Genomic DNA, 16,735 nt, shown 5'->3' with positions numbered 1-16,735 from the left:
ACAGCAGCGGGCCGTCCGGCCCCCGCCCCGAGGAGCACCGGGGCGGGGGCCTCCGCGCGTTCCCGGCGCCGCCCCGGTCAGCGGCGCGCGTCTTTCAGCTTCCCCCGGCCCGCTGCGCCCGTACCAGTACCGCGCCCGCCTCCGTCCACTCGTACAGGACCGACCGGCCCGCCCGCCCCCTGCGGACGAGCCCGGCGTCGAGGAGCACCTTCAGGTGCCGCCCCACCGACCCGAGGCCCTGGCCGGTGAGCGCCACCAACTGGCTGGTGGACTTCGGTGATTCGAGCCGTACGAGCACCCCGGCGCGGGCCCCGCCGAGGAGCGCGCCCAGCGCGCGCGGCACCACCGTCCCCGTCGCGTCCGCCAGGGCGCCCGAGCAGGGGTAGACGACCGCGTACCGTTCGGAGCCCTCCCAGGAGACCCATCCCCGGGCCGGGGTCACGGGCACGAAGAGCAGCCGGCCGCCGTCGACCGAACGCGGCGGGTAGGCGCGGGGGTTGACCTGCAACCGGCCGTCACCCAGCCAGCGCGTCCTCCCGGGGCACAGCTCGTCGAGCGCCGCCGCCCAGCCGTCCCGCGCCAGCCGCGCGGTCCGCGCCACCACATCGGCCTCGAGGATCCGGCGGCGACGCGGCCAGTCGGGCAGCACCGTCTCCCGCCACACCCACTCCAGGACGTCCGCCATCCGGCGCGGCAGATCCTCCGCCGAGCGCAGCGGCTCCGGCACGGGTCCGCCCACCGCGACCTCCAGCTGCTCCACCGCCCCGCCGGGCCCGGCGTCCCTGACCGCCGCGACCTCCTCCTCGAAGGACCGCTCGCGGTCGCCCGTCGGGGTCGGCGTCAGGAAGTCGGCGTTCCAGGTGGGGCCGATGGCCGCCCGTACGAGGAGCCCGTCCAGCGGCCGCGCGGCGAGGCGCGCCCGGTACGCGGGCAGATGGGCGGCCAGCCAGTCCCGCTCGCCCGGGTGGGCGGCGGCGGCCGCGTGCAGGGTCTTCAGGGCCGCGGTCGCCTCGGCGAGCGGCGAGACGACGAACCTGCACGCCGCCAGCGTGTCCGTACCGATCCGCCACCAGCCCATGTTTCGCCTCCGCGCGAAACATTACCGGTGGCGTCGGCGGTCCCGTGAGACTCCGCGCCATGCCCCGCTACCGCGATCTCTTCCGCACGCCGGAGTTCACCCCGCTCTTCCTCGGCGGCGCCGCCCACACCGCCGCCCAGACCGTGACCGGCCTCGGCCTCGCCACCCTCGTCCTCCGGGCGACCGGATCGCCGTTGCTCTCGGCCCTCGCCATGTTCGGCCCCGCACTCGCCCAGCTCCTCGGCGCCACGACCCTGCTCTCCGCGGCGGACCGGCTGCCGCCGCGTACCGCCCTGACCGTCATCGCCCTGGTCTTCGCGGGCGGCACCGCGCTCCAGGCGCTGCCCGGACTGCCGGTGGGCGCCGTCTTCGCGCTCCTCCTCGTCCTGGGGGTGGTCGCCTCGCTCGGCGGAGGCGTCCGGTACGGGCTCCTGGCCGAGATCCTGCCGCGCGAGGACCACCTGCTCGGCCGGTCGGTCCTGAACATGGCCGCCGGGTTCTCCCAGATCCTGGGGTTCGCCACCGGTGGCCTGCTCATCGCCCTGCTCTCCCCGCGCGGCGCCGTCCTCACCGGCGCGGGCTGCTATCTGCTGGCCGCCCTCTGCACCCGGTTCGGTCTCGGCGACCGGCCGCCACGGGCCACGGGCCGCGTCTCGCCGGGCGAGACCTGGCGGACCAACGCCCGGCTCTGGTCCTCGCGTCCGCGCCGCCGGGTGTATCTGGCGCTGTGGGTGCCGGGCGGCCTGGTCGTCGGCTGCGAGTCCCTCTTCGTCCCGTACGACCCCGGGCACGCGGGGCTCCTGTTCGCCTGCGCCGCGTTCGGCATGCTGGCCGGGGACACCGTCGTCGGCCGGTTCCTGCCGGCCGGGCGGCGCCGCTCGCTCGCGGCGCCGCTCCAGGCGCTGCTGGCGGCCCCGTACCTGCTCTTCGCGCTCGGTCCGGGGCTGCCGCTCGCCGTCACGGCCGTGACCGTGTCGGCCGTCGGTTACAGCGCGAGCCTGCTCCACCAGGAGCGGCTGACGGCCCTGGTCCCGCCGGAGCTGGCCGGCCACGCCCTCGGGCTGCACTCCTCCGGCATGCTCGCCCTCCAGGGGCTCGGCGCGGCACTCGCCGGAGCCGTCGCCCAGCTCACCTCACCGGCCACGGCGATCACCGTCCTCGCGGCGGCCTCGCTCGCCGTCACCCTCGCGCTGGTGCTCACCGGGGAGCCGTCGAGCGGACCACGACGGTCTCTTCGCACGGCCCGTCGGCGAACAGCTTGAGGGCCTCCAGCTCGGCCGCGTCGACGCTGAGGTCCCACCGCAGCTTGGTGCCGACCCACTCGCCGACGTAGCGGCAGTAGGCGGCCTGCTCCGCGGGCACCCACTCGGCGGGGTCCCGGCCGGCCTTGTCCTTCTGGCTGCGGGCGGTGACCGCGACGAGCGTGCCCGGCGCCCCCTGGTCGTTCGCGAACCGCTCGCGGCGGGCCGCCGGCCAGGCGGAGGCCCCGGACGCCCAGGCCTCCGCGAGCGGCACGAGGTGGTCGACGCGGAGCGCGGCCGGGTCGCGCACGCTCTGGCCGTCGTAGTACGAGACCCAGCGGCCGCCCGTGAGCGCGCAGCCGGCGCCGACGGCGGGGGCGTCGGCGGCCTCGTCGAGGAGCACCTCGGCCCGGGTGTCGCAGCCGTCGGCCGCGTCCTCGCCCTTGTTCCAGTGCGGGAAGTGGGACTCCTTGAAGCCGCCCGGGGCCTCGGCGGCCTCGGTGAGCCGGCCCAGGGCGTCCGGGAGGAAGAGCACCTCGGAGGAGGAGGCGGGGGAGGGGGCGGCGAGCGGGGAGAGGACCAGCGCGAGCGGGGCGAGCCCGCGCGCCAGATTCCTGACCGCGTACGAGTTCCTGATCATGGGGAGTGCATAGCGCGCGCCGGGGGCCCGAGGGGGCCGTTTCGCGGTGCGTTCCTCCGCCCGGGCGCGGCACGTCACCGCAGAAACGATGCGCTCTACGCCTCCCGGGACGTGAAAGAGCGCGGAACCAGGGACCGTAAACCTGGTTCCGCGCTCTCGTTCGTGACCGCCCGACGGCACGAGGCTGGCGCGACAGGACGTTCGCGCCGCCGGGCGGAGTCATGGGGCCCCTCGCGGGGCGGGGGAGGGCGTTGGGACCGCGGCGGTGCCGACGGACGTCCGGGCGGTTCCCCTTCCTTCAGGTCAAGAAGGGGGCCCGGGGTCCTGACCACCGCACTGGCTCGGCGCCGCCGCGGTCCTCACGCTGTCCGGTCCGCCGGCCACCCCTCATCCGGGCCGGCGGTCCGGACCGCGTACGGCACTGACCTCCCGTCAGGTGCCGTACGCAGTCGTGTGTCGCCTGGACGTCAGTCCTCGCGCAGGGCGTTGACCGCCTCGGCCACGCGGCGCCCGTACTCGGGGTCGGCCGCGGCGAAGTGCGCGATGTTCTTCTCGATGACGTCCTCGCGGGAGACCTGGGACAGGCCGCCGGCGATGTTGGCGATCAGACGCTTCTTCTCGTCCTCGGACATCAGGCGGTAGAGCTCACCGGCCTGGAAGAAGTCGTCGTCCTTGGTGTGCAGCGGGGCCTCGTGGGTACCCGTCCAGCCCTGGACGGCGAGCGGCGCCGAGAGCGGGGTGTCGGTCTGCGCCGGGCCCTGGTACGAGTTGGGCTCGTAGTTCTTGTCGTGGCGCGAGCCGTAGCGGGTGGCCATGAGGCCGTCCCGGCCGTAGTTGTCCACGACGGCCGCCTTCGGGGCGTTGACCGGCAGCTGGGTGTGGTTGACGCCGAGGCGGTAGCGGTGGGCGTCCGCGTAGGCGAAGAGGCGGCCCTGGAGCATCTTGTCCGGCGAGGGGCCGATGCCCGGGACGAAGTTGTTCGGGGAGAACGCGGCCTGCTCGACCTCGGCGAAGATGTTGTCCGGGTTGCGGTCGAGGACCAGGCGGCCCACGCGCTGCAGCGGGTAGTCCGCGTGCGGCCAGACCTTGGTGAGGTCGAAGGGGTTGAAGCGGTAGTCCGCGGCCTCGGCGGCCGGCATCACCTGGACGTAGAGGGTCCAGGACGGGTTCACGCCGCGCTCGATGGCCTGGAGCAGGTCCGTCTGGTGCGAGTTGGCGTCCTTGCCGACGAGCTCGGCGGCCTGCTCGGCGGAGAGGGAGCGGATGCCCTGGTTCGTCTTGAAGTGGTACTTGACGAAGAAGGCCTCGCCCGCCTCGTTGGTCCACTGGTAGGTGTGCGAGCCGTAGCCGTTCATGTGACGGTACGAGGCCGGGATGCCGCGGTCGCCCATGAGCCAGGTGATCTGGTGGGTGGCCTCGGGGGCGTGCGCCCAGAAGTCCCAGACGTTGTCCGGCTCCTGCTTGCCCGTGAAGGGGTCGCGCTTCTGGGAGTGGATGAAGTCGGGGAACTTGATCGGGTCCTTGATGAAGAACACCGGGGTGTTGTTGCCGACGAGGTCGTAGTTGCCCTCCTCGGTGTAGAACTTCACCGCGAAGCCGCGCGGGTCGCGGACCGCGTCCGCGCCGCCGAGCGAGTCGGCCACGGTGGAGAAGCGCAGGAAGAGCTCGGTCTTCTTGCCGACCTCGGAGAGGAAGGCCGCCTTCGTCCAGGCGGTGACGTCGTCGGTCACCTCGAAGTGGCCGTACGCGCCGGAACCACGGGCGTGCACCACGCGCTCCGGGATGCGCTCACGGTTGAAGCGCGCCAGCTTCTCCAGCAGGTGCTGGTCCTGCAGCAGGAGGGGGCCACCGACGCCGGCGGTGGCGGAGTTCTGGTTGTCGGCGACGGGGGCGCCGGACTCGGTCGTAAGCACGCGCTTCGACATCGTGACCTTCCGTACGGGAGCTGCACTGCTGGGTGAAGTGCTCTGGAGCGTAAGTACGCCCGGCGAACAACGTCAACAGTTTGTTGAAAATGAAGTCTGGTGTTCCGGACGGCGGCGGCGCCTGGGCGCGACAGGACAGGTGTCAGCGCCGCCGCCGCCCGGAAATCGGGGCCCCGCGAGGCGGGGGGCGGGGTCAGACCTGCTGGCCGGAGAGACGCTCGACGGCGCGCAGCAGGGCCGAGTGGTCCAGGCCGCCGTCGCCCTGCGCACGCAGGGAGGCGACGAGCTGGGCGACGACGGCACCGACCGGGAGGGCCGCGCCGACGTTGCGGGCGGCGTCGGTGACGATGCCCATGTCCTTGTGGTGCAGGTCGATCCGGAAGCCGGGCTTGAAGTCCCGGTTCAGGAAGTTGTCCTTCTTGCGGGTCAGCACGGTCGAGCCGGCCAGACCGCCGTTGAGGACGTCGAGGGCGGCGGCCAGGTCCACACCGGACTTCTCCAGGAAGACCACGGCCTCGGCGCACGCCTGGATGTTGACGGCCACGATGAGCTGGTTGGCCGCCTTCACCGTCTGGCCGGAGCCGTGCGGGCCGCACAGGACGATCGTCTTGCCGAGCGCCTGGAGGATCGGGAGGGCCTCGTCGAAGTCGGCCTGCTCGCCGCCGACCATGATGGACAGGACGGCCTCGATGGCGCCGGCCTCGCCGCCGGAGACGGGGGCGTCGATGACGCGGATCCCCTTCTCCTTGGCGTTCTTCGCCAGGTCGACCGAGGTCTGCGGGGTGATCGACGACATGTCGATGACCAGCGCGCCCTGCTTGGCGTTCTCCAGGATGCCCTCGGGGCCGTAGGCGATCGCCTCGACCTGCGGGGAGGCCGGCACCATCGTGATGACCACGTCGGCGTCCTTGACGGCCTCGGCGATCGAGCCGGCGGCCGTGCCGCCCGCCGCGGCGAGACGGTCCAGCTTGTCCTGCTCCAGGGTGTAGCCGGTGACCGAGTAGCCGGCCTTGATCAGGTTCTCGGACATGGGCGAGCCCATGATGCCGAGACCGATCCAGGCGATCTTGGGAAGGTTGCTGCTCATGGTGAGGGTGCCTCTCAAAACAAGGTCGTACGGGGAGGGGGCCTGCGTCAGCGAGCCGCGCGGGCCTCGGCGGGCAGCCAGTCGAAGGAGGCGGCGGCGTCGGCGGCCTTGTACTCCAGGCCCACGAAGCCGTCGTAGCCGGCCTTCCGCAGCTCGTCGAGGAGCTGCTCCAGCGGGAGTTCGCCGGTGCCCGGGGCGCCGCGGCCCGGCATGTCGGCGATCTGGACGTGACCGGTCTTGTCGGCGTACCGCGCGATGACCTCGGAGACGTCCTCGCCGTTCATGGCCAGGTGGTAGATGTCGAGCAGGAACTTGGCGTTGCCGAGTCCGGTCGCCGCGTTCACCTTGTCGACGATCTCGATCGCGGAGGGGGCGCTCACCAGCGGGTAGAGCGGCGACTCCGGCTTGTTGAGGGTCTCGATCAGGAGGATGGCGCCCACCCGGTCGGCGGCGCGGGCGGCCGTGACCAGGTTCTCCAGGGCCAGGGTGTCCTGGGTGGCGGGGTCCACGCCCTCGACGCGGTTGCCGTAGAGCGCGTTGAGCGCCTTGCAGCCGACCGAGGCGGCGAAGTCCGCGGCCACGTCGATGTTGGCGCGGAAGCGTTCCGACTCCTCGCCCGGCACCGAGACCGCGCCGCGGTCCGGTCCGGGGAGCTGTCCGGCGTAGAAGTTCAGCCCCACCAGCTGGGTGCCGGCGTCCTCAAGAGCCTTCTTGAGGGCGTCGAGCTCGCTCTGCTCGGGGGTGGCGGTGTCGATCCAGGGCCACCACAGCTCGACCGCCGTGAAGCCGGCCGCGGCGGCGGCCGCCGGGCGCTCCAGGAGCGGGAGTTCCGTGAAGAGGATCGACAGGTTCACATCGAAGCGCTGGTCCGTGAATCCCATGAGGGGTGCGCTCCTTCCGTATTGCGGAAGTAAGTTTCTGTCTGACGGAATGCTGCAAGGCGAGCGGCGTACTTGTCAAGAGGTCCCCGCAGGTCCGGGGCTGCCGCGGGCCGCGCCGGGCCCGTAGCGTGGGGGCATGGTGCGTTTGAGAGTGGAGTTCACGACCGAGCCGTTCGACCTCGACGAGGCGCCGGCGCACGCGGTCGTGGCCCGTGAGGTCATCCAGTCGGCCGACCTGGACGCCGTGGACGTCGGACCCTTCGGCAACACGGCGGAGGGCCGGGACGACGCGGTGCTCACCGCGGTGGACAGACTGCTGCGCGAGTCCCTCGCGGCCGGGGCGACCCGGGTCTCGCTCCAGGTGAATGTGATCGGGGAGGGCGAGAAGTGACCGAACACCCCTTGGTCGTCGCGGTGAAGCCGCTGGCCGACGCCATGGGGGCCGAGCTGCTCGGCCCCGAGCGGGCGGAGGCGGACGACGTCGTCCTCTCCTGGGAGGGTGAGGAGGTGGTCGCCGTACGGCTGCCGCAGCTGTCGGAGTCCCTCGACCACATCCTGGCGGCGATGGAACGGCGGCACGGGATGCCGCTGGCCGAGTTGGACCGCAAGGCCAAGCAGGAGGTGGTCCGCGTCCTGGAGGCACGGGGTGCCTTCTCGGTGCGGCACGGAGTGGAGACGGTGGCCGGCGCCCTCGGGGTCAGCCGGTTCACCGTCTACAACTACCTGAACCGGGAGACCGCCCTGAGCAGGGAAAAGGCCGCCAAGGACGGTTAGTTGATCACGTACGTCCACAAGCCGTCGTCCGGATGTCGGGACGACGGCTTTTGTGTGACCGAGTTTTCAACAAAGTGTTGACGTGCTGTTGCGGAGGGCGTTAGCTATCCGCAGCCCGTCCGACGCACAGCGAAAAACAGCCACGGAGGCTTCCCGTGACTTCAGGTACGACACCGGGCCTCGCCCGGTTCAACACCTCGGCGGACGGCGACGCCGTCGCCGCGCTCCACGAGGTGTGTTCCAGCTCGGCGTGGGGGAGCAAGATCCTCGCCCAGCGCCCCTTCCCCACCGCCGAAGCCCTCTTCCTCGCCAGTGACGCCGCCATGGCCGAGCTGACCGCCGAGGATCTGGCCGAGGCGATGGCGGGGCACCCGCCGATCGGTCGTCCGAAGGCCGGGGACCCGACCTCCTCCCGCGAACAGAGCGGGATGGCCGGCGCCTCCGCGGAACTCAAGGCCGAGATGCTCGAACTCAACCTGGCCTACCAGGAGAAGTTCGGGCACGTCTTCCTCATCTGCGCCACCGGCAGGACCGGCGAGCAGATGCGCGACGCCATCCGGGAACGGATCGGGAACACGCCCGAGGAGGAGCGCGAGATCGTCCGCACCGAACTGGGCAAGATCAACCGCATCCGCCTGACCCGCCTCGTGGAGGAAGACACCGCATGAGCACCGACACCACGGCCTCCGTGTCCACGCACATCCTGGACACCAGCATCGGCCGCCCCGCCGAGGGCGTGGCCATCACGCTCGCGGCCCGCGCCGGCTCCGACGCGGCGTGGACCGTGCTCGGCGGCTCCGCCACCGACGCGGACGGACGGTGCAAGGACCTTCCGGCCCTGCCGGAGGGCACCACCCACGTACGCCTCGACTTCGAGACCGAGGCGTACTTCCTGAGCAAGCAGAACAAGCAAGCCGAGGCGCAGCAGGACGCCCCCGCGAATCGGGACAGTGGTGCTGCGGTCGCGTTCTTCCCGGAGGTGGCGATCACGTTCGCCGTCGTGCCGGGGGAGCACTACCACGTACCACTGCTGCTCAACCCGTTCGGCTACTCCGTTTACCGAGGGAGCTAGCAGACATGCCCACGATTCTCGGCCAGAACCAGTACGGCAAAGCAGAGAACCGCGTCGTCAAGATCACGCGGGACGGCGCCACCCACCACATCAAGGACCTGAACGTCTCCGTCGCCCTCTCCGGCGACCTCGACGACGTCCACCTCACCGGCTCCAACGCCAACTGCCTCCCCACCGACACGACGAAGAACACCGTCTTCGCGTTCGCCAAGGAGTACGGCATCGAGTCCGCCGAGCAGTTCGGCATCCACCTCGCCCGCCACTTCGTGACGAGCCAGGAGCCGATCAAGCGCGCCCGGATCCGCATCGAGGAGTACGCCTGGGAGCGCATCGCCACCTCCGAGGCCAACTCCAAGTTCATCGGCGCGGACGAGGTGAACCACTCCTTCGTCCGCAAGGGCCAGGAGACCCGGGTCACCCAGATCACCTACGACGGCCAGACGTGGGAGGTCATCTCCGGCCTCAAGGACCTGGTCGTCATGAACTCCACCAACTCGGAGTTCTGGGGCTACATCAAGGACAAGTACACCACCCTCCAGGAGGCGTACGACCGCATCCTGGCGACGCAGGTCTCCGGCCGCTGGCGGTTCAACTGGACCGACGACGACCAGCGCATGCCCAACTGGGAGCGGTCCTACGAGCAGACCAGGCGCCACATGCTCGAGGCCTTCGCGGAGACGTACTCGTACTCGCTCCAGCAGACGCTGTACCAGATGGCCACGCGCATCATCAACCACCGCTCGGAGATCGACGAGGTCCGCTTCTCGCTCCCGAACAAGCACCACTTCCTGGTCGACCTCGAGCCCTTCGGTCTGAAGAACGACAACGAGGTCTACTACGCCGCCGACCGCATGTACGGCCTCATCGAGGCCACCGTCCTCCGGGACGGCGCCACGGCGCAGATCCCGGTCGACATGACCAACCTCTAAGCGGCACTGAGTCACCGGCCCCGTCCGCCCGCAGTCGGGCGGGGCCGGTGCACCAGACCGGAGGGAACCTCCCATGGCTCAGCCTGCAAAGGGGCCGGCAACCGCCGAAGGCCCGTGTTCCACCCCGCCGTCCACCCCGGCCCCCTGCCACCCCGTGGACGAGAAACTCCCCGCCTCGCGGCTCGTCCCCGCGGCACTCCAGCACATCGCCGCCATGTACGCGGGCGTCGTCACCCCTCCGCTCATCATCGGCCAGGCCGTCGGCCTGGACGCGGCCGGGATGACCCGGCTCATCGCCGCCGGCCTGCTCATCGCCGGCTGCGCGACCATCCTGCAGACCCTCGGTCTCGGACGGTTCGCCGGCAACCGGCTCCCGTTCGTCAACGCCGCCTCCTCCGCCGGTATCGCGCCGATGCTCGCCATCGCCGAGACCAGCGCCCCCGGGCACCAACTCCCCGCGATCTACGGCGCGGTGATGGTCGCCGGAGTCTTCTGCCTCGCCGTCGGACCCTTCTTCGGCAGACTCCTGCGCTTCTTCCCGCCGCTCGTCACCGGCGTGGTCATCACCCTCATCGGGGTCACCCTGATGCCCGTGCCCGTCAGCTGGGCCCAGGGCGGCGACCGCACCGCGGGCGACTTCGGCGCCATGAAGTACCTGGCACTCGCCGGCTTCACGCTCGTCGTCGTCCTGCTCTTCCAGCGCTTCGGCAAGGGTTTCGTCAAGCAGATCGCCCTCCTGCTCGGCCTCTTCATCGGCACCCTGGCCGCCGTCCCCTTCGGCATGGCGGACTTCACCGCCCTGCGCGAGGCCCCGATCGCCGCGTTGCCCGCCCCCTTCGCCTTCGGCGCCCCCGAGTTCCAGCCCGCCGCCATCCTCTCCCTCTGCATCGTCATGCTGGTCCTGATGACGGAGTCCAGCGCCGGCATGCTCGCCCTCGGGGAGATCTGCGACCGGCCCAGCGACGGCCGGACCATCACCCGCGGCCTGCGCACCGACGGCGTCGCCACGCTCCTCGGCCCCGTCTTCGGCGGCTTCCCGACCTCCGCCTTCGCGCAGAACGTCGGCGTCGTCTCGCTCACCCGGGTCCGCTCCCGGTACGTGGTCGCCGTCGCCGGCGGCGCCCTGCTCTTCCTCGGCGCCTTCCCCGTGCTCGGCGCGGTCGTCTCCATGGTCCCGATGCCCGTCCTCGGCGGCGCCGGCATCGTCCTGTTCGGCTCGATCGCGGTCAGCGGCATCCGGACCCTCTCCGAGGCCGGACTCGACGACAGCTCCAACATCATCCTGGTGGCCGTCGCGCTCGGAGCGGGCATCATCCCGCTCGCCGCGCCCACCTTCTACGCCGGCTTCCCGGCCTGGGCGCAGACCGTGCTCGGTTCGGGCATCAGCGCGGGCGCGCTCGTCGCCGTCCTGCTGAACCTGTTCTTCCATCATCTCGGCACCCGGAGCCGTCAGGCGGCCCCGGCACTCAAATCCTCCTAGGGTCCTGCCGTGCCCACCCCACCCCAGAGGAATGAAGGAAGCACCGCCATGGCAGCACCTTCGGCAGCCCCCCAGCGGATCGTCATCGAGAACGCGGCGATCGCGACCGTCGACGCGCACGACACCGAGTACGCCTCCGGCCACCTCGTCGTCGCCGGCAACAAGATCGAGTCCATCGGCGCCGGACGGGCCCCCGAGGGCCTGGAGAACGTGGTCCGGCGGATCGACGCCACCGGTCACCTGGTGACGCCCGGCCTGATCAACACCCACCACCACTTCTACCAGTGGATCACCCGGGGCCTGGCGACCGACCACAACCTCTTCAACTGGCTGGTCGCGCTCTACCCGACGTGGGCGCGGATCGACGAGCCGATGGTGCGCGCCGCGGCCCGGGGCTCGCTCGCGATGATGGCCCGCGGCGGCGTGACCACCGCCATGGACCACCACTACGTGTACCCGGTGGGGTCCGGGGACCTGTCCGGCGCCATCATCGGCGCCGCCTCCGAGATGGGTGTCCGCTTCACCCTCGCCCGCGGCTCCATGGACCGCAGCGAGAAGGACGGCGGCCTGCCGCCGGACTTCGCCGTCGAGACCACCGAGGGCGCGCTCACCGCCACCGAGGAGACGGTGAAGAAGTACCACGACGCCTCCTTCGACTCGATGACCCAGGTCGCCGTCGCCCCCTGCTCGCCCTTCTCCATCTCCACCGAACTGCTCCGTGAGGGCGCGGCCCTCGGCCGGCGCCTCGGGGTGCGGATGCACACCCACGGTTCGGAGACCGTGGAGGAGGAGAAGTTCTGCCACGAGCTGTTCGGCATGGGCCCCACGGACTACTTCGAGTCCACCGGCTTCCTCGGCGAGGACGTGTGGATGGCGCACTGCGTCCACATGAACGACTCCGACATCGCCGCCTTCGCCCGGACGAAGACCGGTGTGGCGCACTGCCCCTCCTCCAACGCGCGACTCGCCGCCGGCATCGCCCGCGTCCCCGACATGCTGAAGGCGGGCGTTCCCGTCGGCCTCGGCGTCGACGGCACCGCCTCCAACGAGTCCGGTGAGCTGCACACCGAGCTGCGCAACGCGCTCCTCATCAACCGCCTCGGCGCGCACCGTGAGGCGGCGCTCAACGCCCGCCAGGCGCTGCGCCTCGGCACCTACGGCGGTGCGCAGGTCCTCGGCCGCGCCGACAGCATCGGTTCGCTGGAGGCCGGCAAGCTCGCCGACTTCGTCCTCTGGAAGATCGACGGCCTCGGCCACTCCACGATCGCCGACCCGGTCACCGCCATCGTCTTCGGCGCGGCGGCCCCGGTCACCGCGTCCTTCGTCAACGGCAAGCAGATCGTCGAGAACGACCGCCTGCTCACGGTCGACGAGGACACCATCGCGCGCGAGGCGCGTACGGAGTCCCAGCGCCTGGCCCGCATCGCGGCCCAGGGCTGAGCTCCCCCAGGAGTCCGACCGGGGGGGACGGCCCCCGGTCGGTCGCCGCGGACCCGAGCGGGGTCCGCGGCAGCCGGTCCGGGGGGTGGCGCACGCAATGTCGTACGACACCCCCCGGGACGGTGAACCCCGTGTCCGCACCCCCACCGGACACCCCGTCAGCGCGCCGGACCCCTCCACCGGCGCGAACCGCACCACCCCGCAACGAGCCGCACCTCCTGCACCACGCACCGCATCGCACCACCTCCCTGACACCCGCGTCACCGCCGACGTGTACCCGACCGGAGGACCCGCCGTGGCCGCCAAGCCCCAGGTTCGCAATGCACCAGACGCAGGCTCCGACAGAGAAGACCGGGCCAAGCACCCGGTCGACGAGACCCTGCCCCCCGTCAAGATGCTCACCAGCGGTCTCCAGCACGTGGCCGCGATGTACGCGGGCGTGGTGGCCCCGCCCCTGATCGTCGGAGCGGCCGTCGGCCTCTCCGGCACCGAACTGACGTTCCTCACCGGGGCCAGCCTCTTCACCGCCGGCCTCGCCACCTTCCTCCAGACGCTCGGCGTCTGGAAGATCGGCGCCCGCCTGCCGTTCGTCAACGGCGTCACCTTCGCCGGTGTCGCCCCCATGCTCGCGATCATCGACACCACCGAGGACAAGGCCGACGCCCTTCCGGTGATCTTCGGCGCGATCATCGTCGCCGGACTCATCGGCTTCGTCGCCGCGCCCTGGTTCTCCCGCCTCGTGCGCTTCTTCCCGCCGGTCGTGACCGGCAGCGTCATCACCCTCATCGGCGTCTCCCTCCTCCCGGTCGCCTTCGGCTGGGCCCAGGGGCCCGATCCCAAGGCGTCCGACTACGGCTCGATGACCTTCCTGTCGCTCGCCGGCATCACGCTCGTGGTGGTGCTGCTGCTGCGCCGGTTCACGCGCGGCTTCCTCAAGCAGATCGCCGTGCTCGTCGGCCTGGTCATCGGTACGCTGATCGCCATACCGTTCGGCGTCACCGACTTCTCGCCGGTCGCCGAGGCCGACATCGTCGGTTTCCCGTCCCCCTTCCACTTCGGCGCCCCGCAGTTCGCCGTCGCCGCGATCATCTCCATGTGCGTGGTCATGCTGGTCTCCATGACGGAGTCGACCGCCGACATGCTGGCGCTGGGCGAGATCGTGGACCGGCCCGCCGACGAGAAGACCATCGCGGCCGGACTGCGGGCCGACACCCTCGGCTCCGCCATCAGCCCGTTCTTCAACGGCTTCATGTGCAGCGCCTTCGCGCAGAACATCGGCCTGGTCGCCATGACCCGGATCCGCAGCCGCTTCGTCGTCGCCTGCGGCGGCGGCTTCCTGGTCCTGATGGGCCTCTCGCCCGTCGCCGCCTCGCTGATCTCGGTCGTGCCGCGGCCGGTGCTCGGCGGCGCGGGCGTCGTCCTCTTCGGTTCGGTCGCCGCCAGCGGCATCCAGACCCTGGTCAAGGCCGGCCTGGAGAAGGACAACAACGTCCTGATCGTGGCCGTGTCGCTGGCCGTCGGCATCATCCCGATCACGAAGCCGGAGTTCTACCACTCCTTCCCGGAGACGGCGAAGATCATCCTGGACTCGGGCATCTCCACCGGCTGCGTCGCCGCCGTCCTGCTCAACGTGGTCTTCAACCACCTGGGCCGGCGCAAGGACGACGACCAGGTCACCGCTCCCATGGAGCCGGGCGAGGAGATCTCCGGGACCCGCGAGGCGAAGGCGGCGCACGTCCACTGAGCCACGCCACCCCGCCCCCGGCCGCCCCGGTCCCCGCGCACCCCGCGGAGGCCGGGGCCGTGGTGCTGATCAACCCCAATACCTCCACCGCCACGACCGCGATGATGACCTCCCTCGCCCGGCGGGCCCTGGGGCCCGCCCGCCCCGTCCGCGGTGTCACCGTCCGGCGCGGACCCGCCATGCTGACCGACCCCGCGGCCCTGCGCGCCGCCGCGCCGGAGGTCCTCGCGGCCGGCCTCCGGGCCACGGCCGGCGGCGACTGCGCCGGGCTCCTCGTCGCCGCCTTCGGTGACCCGGGCCTCGACCTGCTGCGGGCGGCGGCCCGCGTGCCCGTCGTGGGCATCGGTGAGGCGGCCCTGCTGGAGGCCGCCGCCCACGGCACCCCGTTCGGCATCGCCACCACCACCCCGCTCCTCGCCGACGCGATCACGGAGCGCGTCACCGCCCTCGGCCTCGCCGGCCGGTACACCGGGCTGCGCCTCACCACGGGCAGCCCGGAGCGGCTCTCCGCCGACCCCGCCCTGCTGCTCGACCGCCTGGAACGCGCGGTGCGCGCCTGCGCCGAACGGGACGGCGCCCGCGCCGTCGTCATCGGCGGGGGCCCGCTCGGCGAGGCGGCCGAGCGCCTGCGCCCCCACACCCCCGTCCGCCTGGTGGCCCCGATCCCCGCCGCCTGCCGTGCGATCTCGGGGATGCCGCCCCGCCCCTGAACCCCTCCCGACGCCACGGGTGCCCACTCACCCTTCCAGCGCGATGCGGCGGCGGCACTCCCGCGCCAGCGCCGGGTACGCCGCGGCGATGGCCTCGTACAGGCGCCGGTGCAGCAGCCGCCGGGCCTCCCCGCGCGCCCCGTCCCCGTACAGGCCGTCGAGCAGCGACTCGTACCGGGACAGGGCGTGCCGCAGATAGCTCACCTGCCAGCGGACCAGTGCCCCGGGGCCCGGGGCGGCGCCGGCCGGGGCGCGGACGGCCAGCAGGCGGCGGTGGCGCACCGCCCGCCGCTCCAGCTCCGGGCCCGGCAGCCGGGGAACCTCGATCGGTGCCGCGCCGATGGCGGCGAGCACGGCGGCCCGGCGCCGGTCGGCGAGCGCCACCGAGGCCGCCGACCCCGCCCCGGCGACGGCCGCCGCGCCCGCGAACTCCGGTGTCCGCTCCACCGCCTCCACCCGGGCCAGCAGGTACAGCCGCACCGGGGTGAGCGAGAAACGGCGCGGATCGCGCCCCTGCACATCGGGCGCGCCCAGCAGCTCCCGCACCATCGCGTCGGTCCAGCCCCGCCGCCGTACTCCGGCATGGCTGAGGTAGGTCGTACGATCCGTCACCGCTCCCCCTCGATTGATTACTCAGAGTGACGATTTCAGTGAAGCGCACGCCACTGACAACGGCCCTCTTGCCCCGCGACGCCCCCGCGTGGGATATAGGTCCAGACCTTTCCTCGGGGTCCAGACCTTTTCGACGGACGGAGGCCGGCCCGTGCGACGCCCGCTCGCCCCCACCCTGCTGACGGCTCTCGTACCGCCCCTCGCCCTCGTGCTCGCCGCCTGCTCCGGCCCCGCCCCGCCGCCGGACACCCGCGCCCCCACCGCCCCCACCGGCCTCACCGCGACCTCGGGCAGCGCCACCACCGTCCACGTCATGTGGAGCGCCGCCACCGACGACCGCGCCGTCACCGGGTACGTGGTCCACCGCGACGGACGCCCGGTCAGGGAACTCCCGGGCACCGCCCTCATGACCGACGTCGTCGGCCTCACCCCCGCCACCCGCCACACCTTCACCGTCCACGCCCGCGACGCCGCCGGAAACGTCTCCCCGCCCAGCGCCACCGTCTCCGTCACCACCCTCCGCGCCGCCGCCGAGGACCGCACACCCCCCACCGCCCCCGCCTCCCTGCGCGCCACCGCCGACGGCTCCGGCGCCGCCGTCCTCACCTGGTCACCGGCCCGCGACGACACCCGCGTCACCGCCTACGACGTCCACCAGGCCGACGTCCGGATCCACACCGCCCCCGGCACCGCCACCACCGCACGGGTCACCGGTCTGCGCCCCGGCACCGCCTACTCCTTCACCGTCCGCGCCCGCGACGCCGCCGAGAACACCTCCCCCGACAGCCCGCACGCCGACCTCACCACCGCCCCCGCCCCCGGCGCACCCCCGAACACCGCCCCCACCGGCCTCACCGCCACCTCCGCCCGCGGCGCGATCACCCTCACCTGGACCCCGCCCCGCACCGGCCGCCCCGTCACCCACCACGAGCTCCACCTCGACGGCCGCTTCGCCACCACCATCGTCTGGGGCACCGACCCACCCGCCGGCCGCGCCACCTACACCTTCACCGTCCCCGGCCCCCCGGGCACCCGCCACACCCTGACCTTGCGCGCCCGGCTCCCCGACGGCACCTGGGGCGACTTCTCCGCACCCCGGACCGTGGTGGTGCGATGACCCTG

At 72.3% G+C, this 16,735-nt stretch carries 17 protein-coding genes; 11 read left to right on the top strand and 6 right to left on the bottom strand.

Annotation, left to right across the window (positions count from 1 at the left end; translation table 11 throughout):
* Nucleotides 1-94: 94 nt before the first annotated feature.
* Nucleotides 95-1,078 carry an ArsR/SmtB family transcription factor gene (locus ABTY40_RS11380; protein ID WP_352059291.1) on the bottom strand — a complete coding sequence of 328 codons (984 nt, stop codon included), beginning with the start codon at nt 1,076-1,078 and terminating at the stop codon, nt 95-97.
* A gap of 59 nt (nt 1,079-1,137) precedes the next feature.
* On the opposite strand from ABTY40_RS11380, the gene ABTY40_RS11375 reads away from it, so the two are divergent.
* On the top strand, nt 1,138-2,340 hold the full coding sequence (locus ABTY40_RS11375; protein WP_352059290.1) for an MFS transporter: 1,203 nt from the start codon (nt 1,138-1,140) through the stop codon (nt 2,338-2,340).
* Here the strand turns inward: ABTY40_RS11375 and ABTY40_RS11370 are convergent.
* From ABTY40_RS11370 to ABTY40_RS11355, 4 genes are all read right to left on the bottom strand, one after another.
* The gene (locus ABTY40_RS11370) at nt 2,276-2,959 is read right to left on the bottom strand and encodes an HNH endonuclease (protein ID WP_352059289.1); all 684 of its coding nucleotides are present in this window, start codon (nt 2,957-2,959) and stop codon (nt 2,276-2,278) included. The two genes, ABTY40_RS11375 and ABTY40_RS11370, sit on opposite strands and share 65 nt — an antisense overlap.
* A 467-nt stretch (nt 2,960-3,426) precedes the next feature.
* Nucleotides 3,427-4,884 carry a catalase gene (locus tag ABTY40_RS11365; RefSeq protein WP_352059288.1) on the bottom strand — a complete coding sequence of 486 codons (1,458 nt, stop codon included), beginning with the start codon at nt 4,882-4,884 and terminating at the stop codon, nt 3,427-3,429.
* A 193-nt stretch (nt 4,885-5,077) separates the two neighbouring features.
* Entirely contained in the window at nt 5,078-5,971 is an 894-nt protein-coding gene (locus ABTY40_RS11360) for a 2-hydroxy-3-oxopropionate reductase (RefSeq protein ID WP_345286303.1), read from the bottom strand.
* Nucleotides 5,972-6,018: 47 nt separating this feature from the next.
* The gene (locus tag ABTY40_RS11355) at nt 6,019-6,852 is read right to left on the bottom strand and encodes a TIM barrel protein (RefSeq protein ID WP_352059287.1); all 834 of its coding nucleotides are present in this window, start codon (nt 6,850-6,852) and stop codon (nt 6,019-6,021) included.
* 139 nt (nt 6,853-6,991) lie between these two features.
* Here ABTY40_RS11355 and ABTY40_RS11350 point away from each other — a divergent pair, with 139 nt between their 5' ends.
* From ABTY40_RS11350 to ABTY40_RS11310, 9 genes are all read left to right on the top strand, one after another.
* The gene (locus ABTY40_RS11350; RefSeq protein WP_345286405.1) at nt 6,992-7,243 is read left to right on the top strand and encodes a YkoF family thiamine-binding protein; all 252 of its coding nucleotides are present in this window, start codon (nt 6,992-6,994) and stop codon (nt 7,241-7,243) included.
* Nucleotides 7,244-7,287: 44 nt separating this feature from the next.
* Nucleotides 7,288-7,626: a helix-turn-helix domain-containing protein gene (locus tag ABTY40_RS11345; RefSeq protein ID WP_345286407.1), complete on the top strand. Its 339-nt coding sequence runs from the start codon at nt 7,288-7,290 to the stop codon at nt 7,624-7,626.
* Nucleotides 7,627-7,781: 155 nt separating this feature from the next.
* Nucleotides 7,782-8,294, top strand: a complete 513-nt coding sequence (uraD, locus tag ABTY40_RS11340; RefSeq protein ID WP_309049920.1) for a 2-oxo-4-hydroxy-4-carboxy-5-ureidoimidazoline decarboxylase — start codon at nt 7,782-7,784, stop codon at nt 8,292-8,294.
* Nucleotides 8,291-8,698, top strand: a complete 408-nt coding sequence (uraH, locus tag ABTY40_RS11335) for a hydroxyisourate hydrolase (protein WP_352059286.1) — start codon at nt 8,291-8,293, stop codon at nt 8,696-8,698. The genes uraD and uraH overlap by 4 nt, the downstream gene beginning before the upstream one ends.
* 5 nt (nt 8,699-8,703) lie before the next feature.
* The gene (gene pucL / locus ABTY40_RS11330; RefSeq protein WP_352059285.1) at nt 8,704-9,627 is read left to right on the top strand and encodes a factor-independent urate hydroxylase; all 924 of its coding nucleotides are present in this window, start codon (nt 8,704-8,706) and stop codon (nt 9,625-9,627) included.
* 73 nt (nt 9,628-9,700) lie between these two features.
* Nucleotides 9,701-11,107, top strand: coding sequence for a nucleobase:cation symporter-2 family protein (locus ABTY40_RS11325; RefSeq protein WP_352059284.1), 1,407 nt, complete (start codon nt 9,701-9,703; stop codon nt 11,105-11,107).
* Between the two features lie 48 nt (nt 11,108-11,155).
* Nucleotides 11,156-12,547 (top strand): 8-oxoguanine deaminase, encoded by a 1,392-nt coding sequence (locus tag ABTY40_RS11320; RefSeq protein ID WP_352059283.1) that lies wholly within the window; start codon nt 11,156-11,158, stop codon nt 12,545-12,547.
* A 295-nt stretch (nt 12,548-12,842) separates the two neighbouring features.
* Nucleotides 12,843-14,291: a nucleobase:cation symporter-2 family protein gene (locus tag ABTY40_RS11315; RefSeq protein ID WP_386332999.1), complete on the top strand. Its 1,449-nt coding sequence runs from the start codon at nt 12,843-12,845 to the stop codon at nt 14,289-14,291.
* Nucleotides 14,292-14,350: 59 nt separating this feature from the next.
* A complete protein-coding gene (locus ABTY40_RS11310) occupies nt 14,351-15,001 on the top strand; it encodes an aspartate/glutamate racemase family protein (protein ID WP_352059282.1) in 651 nt (216 codons plus the stop codon).
* A 27-nt stretch (nt 15,002-15,028) separates the two neighbouring features.
* On the opposite strand, the gene ABTY40_RS11305 is transcribed toward ABTY40_RS11310, so the two are convergent.
* Nucleotides 15,029-15,613: a hypothetical protein gene (locus ABTY40_RS11305; protein WP_352059281.1), complete on the bottom strand. Its 585-nt coding sequence runs from the start codon at nt 15,611-15,613 to the stop codon at nt 15,029-15,031.
* A gap of 151 nt (nt 15,614-15,764) precedes the next feature.
* Here ABTY40_RS11305 and ABTY40_RS11300 point away from each other — a divergent pair, with 151 nt between their 5' ends.
* Nucleotides 15,765-16,730, top strand: coding sequence for a fibronectin type III domain-containing protein (locus ABTY40_RS11300; protein ID WP_352059280.1), 966 nt, complete (start codon nt 15,765-15,767; stop codon nt 16,728-16,730).
* Nucleotides 16,731-16,735: the final 5 nt, after the last annotated feature.

This window comes from Streptomyces sp. NPDC126503 (assembly GCF_040302405.1).
GTDB classification, from domain to species: Bacteria; Actinomycetota; Actinomycetes; order Streptomycetales; family Streptomycetaceae; genus Streptomyces; species Streptomyces gulbargensis.
This window is presented reverse-complemented; position numbering and strand designations above follow the sequence as displayed.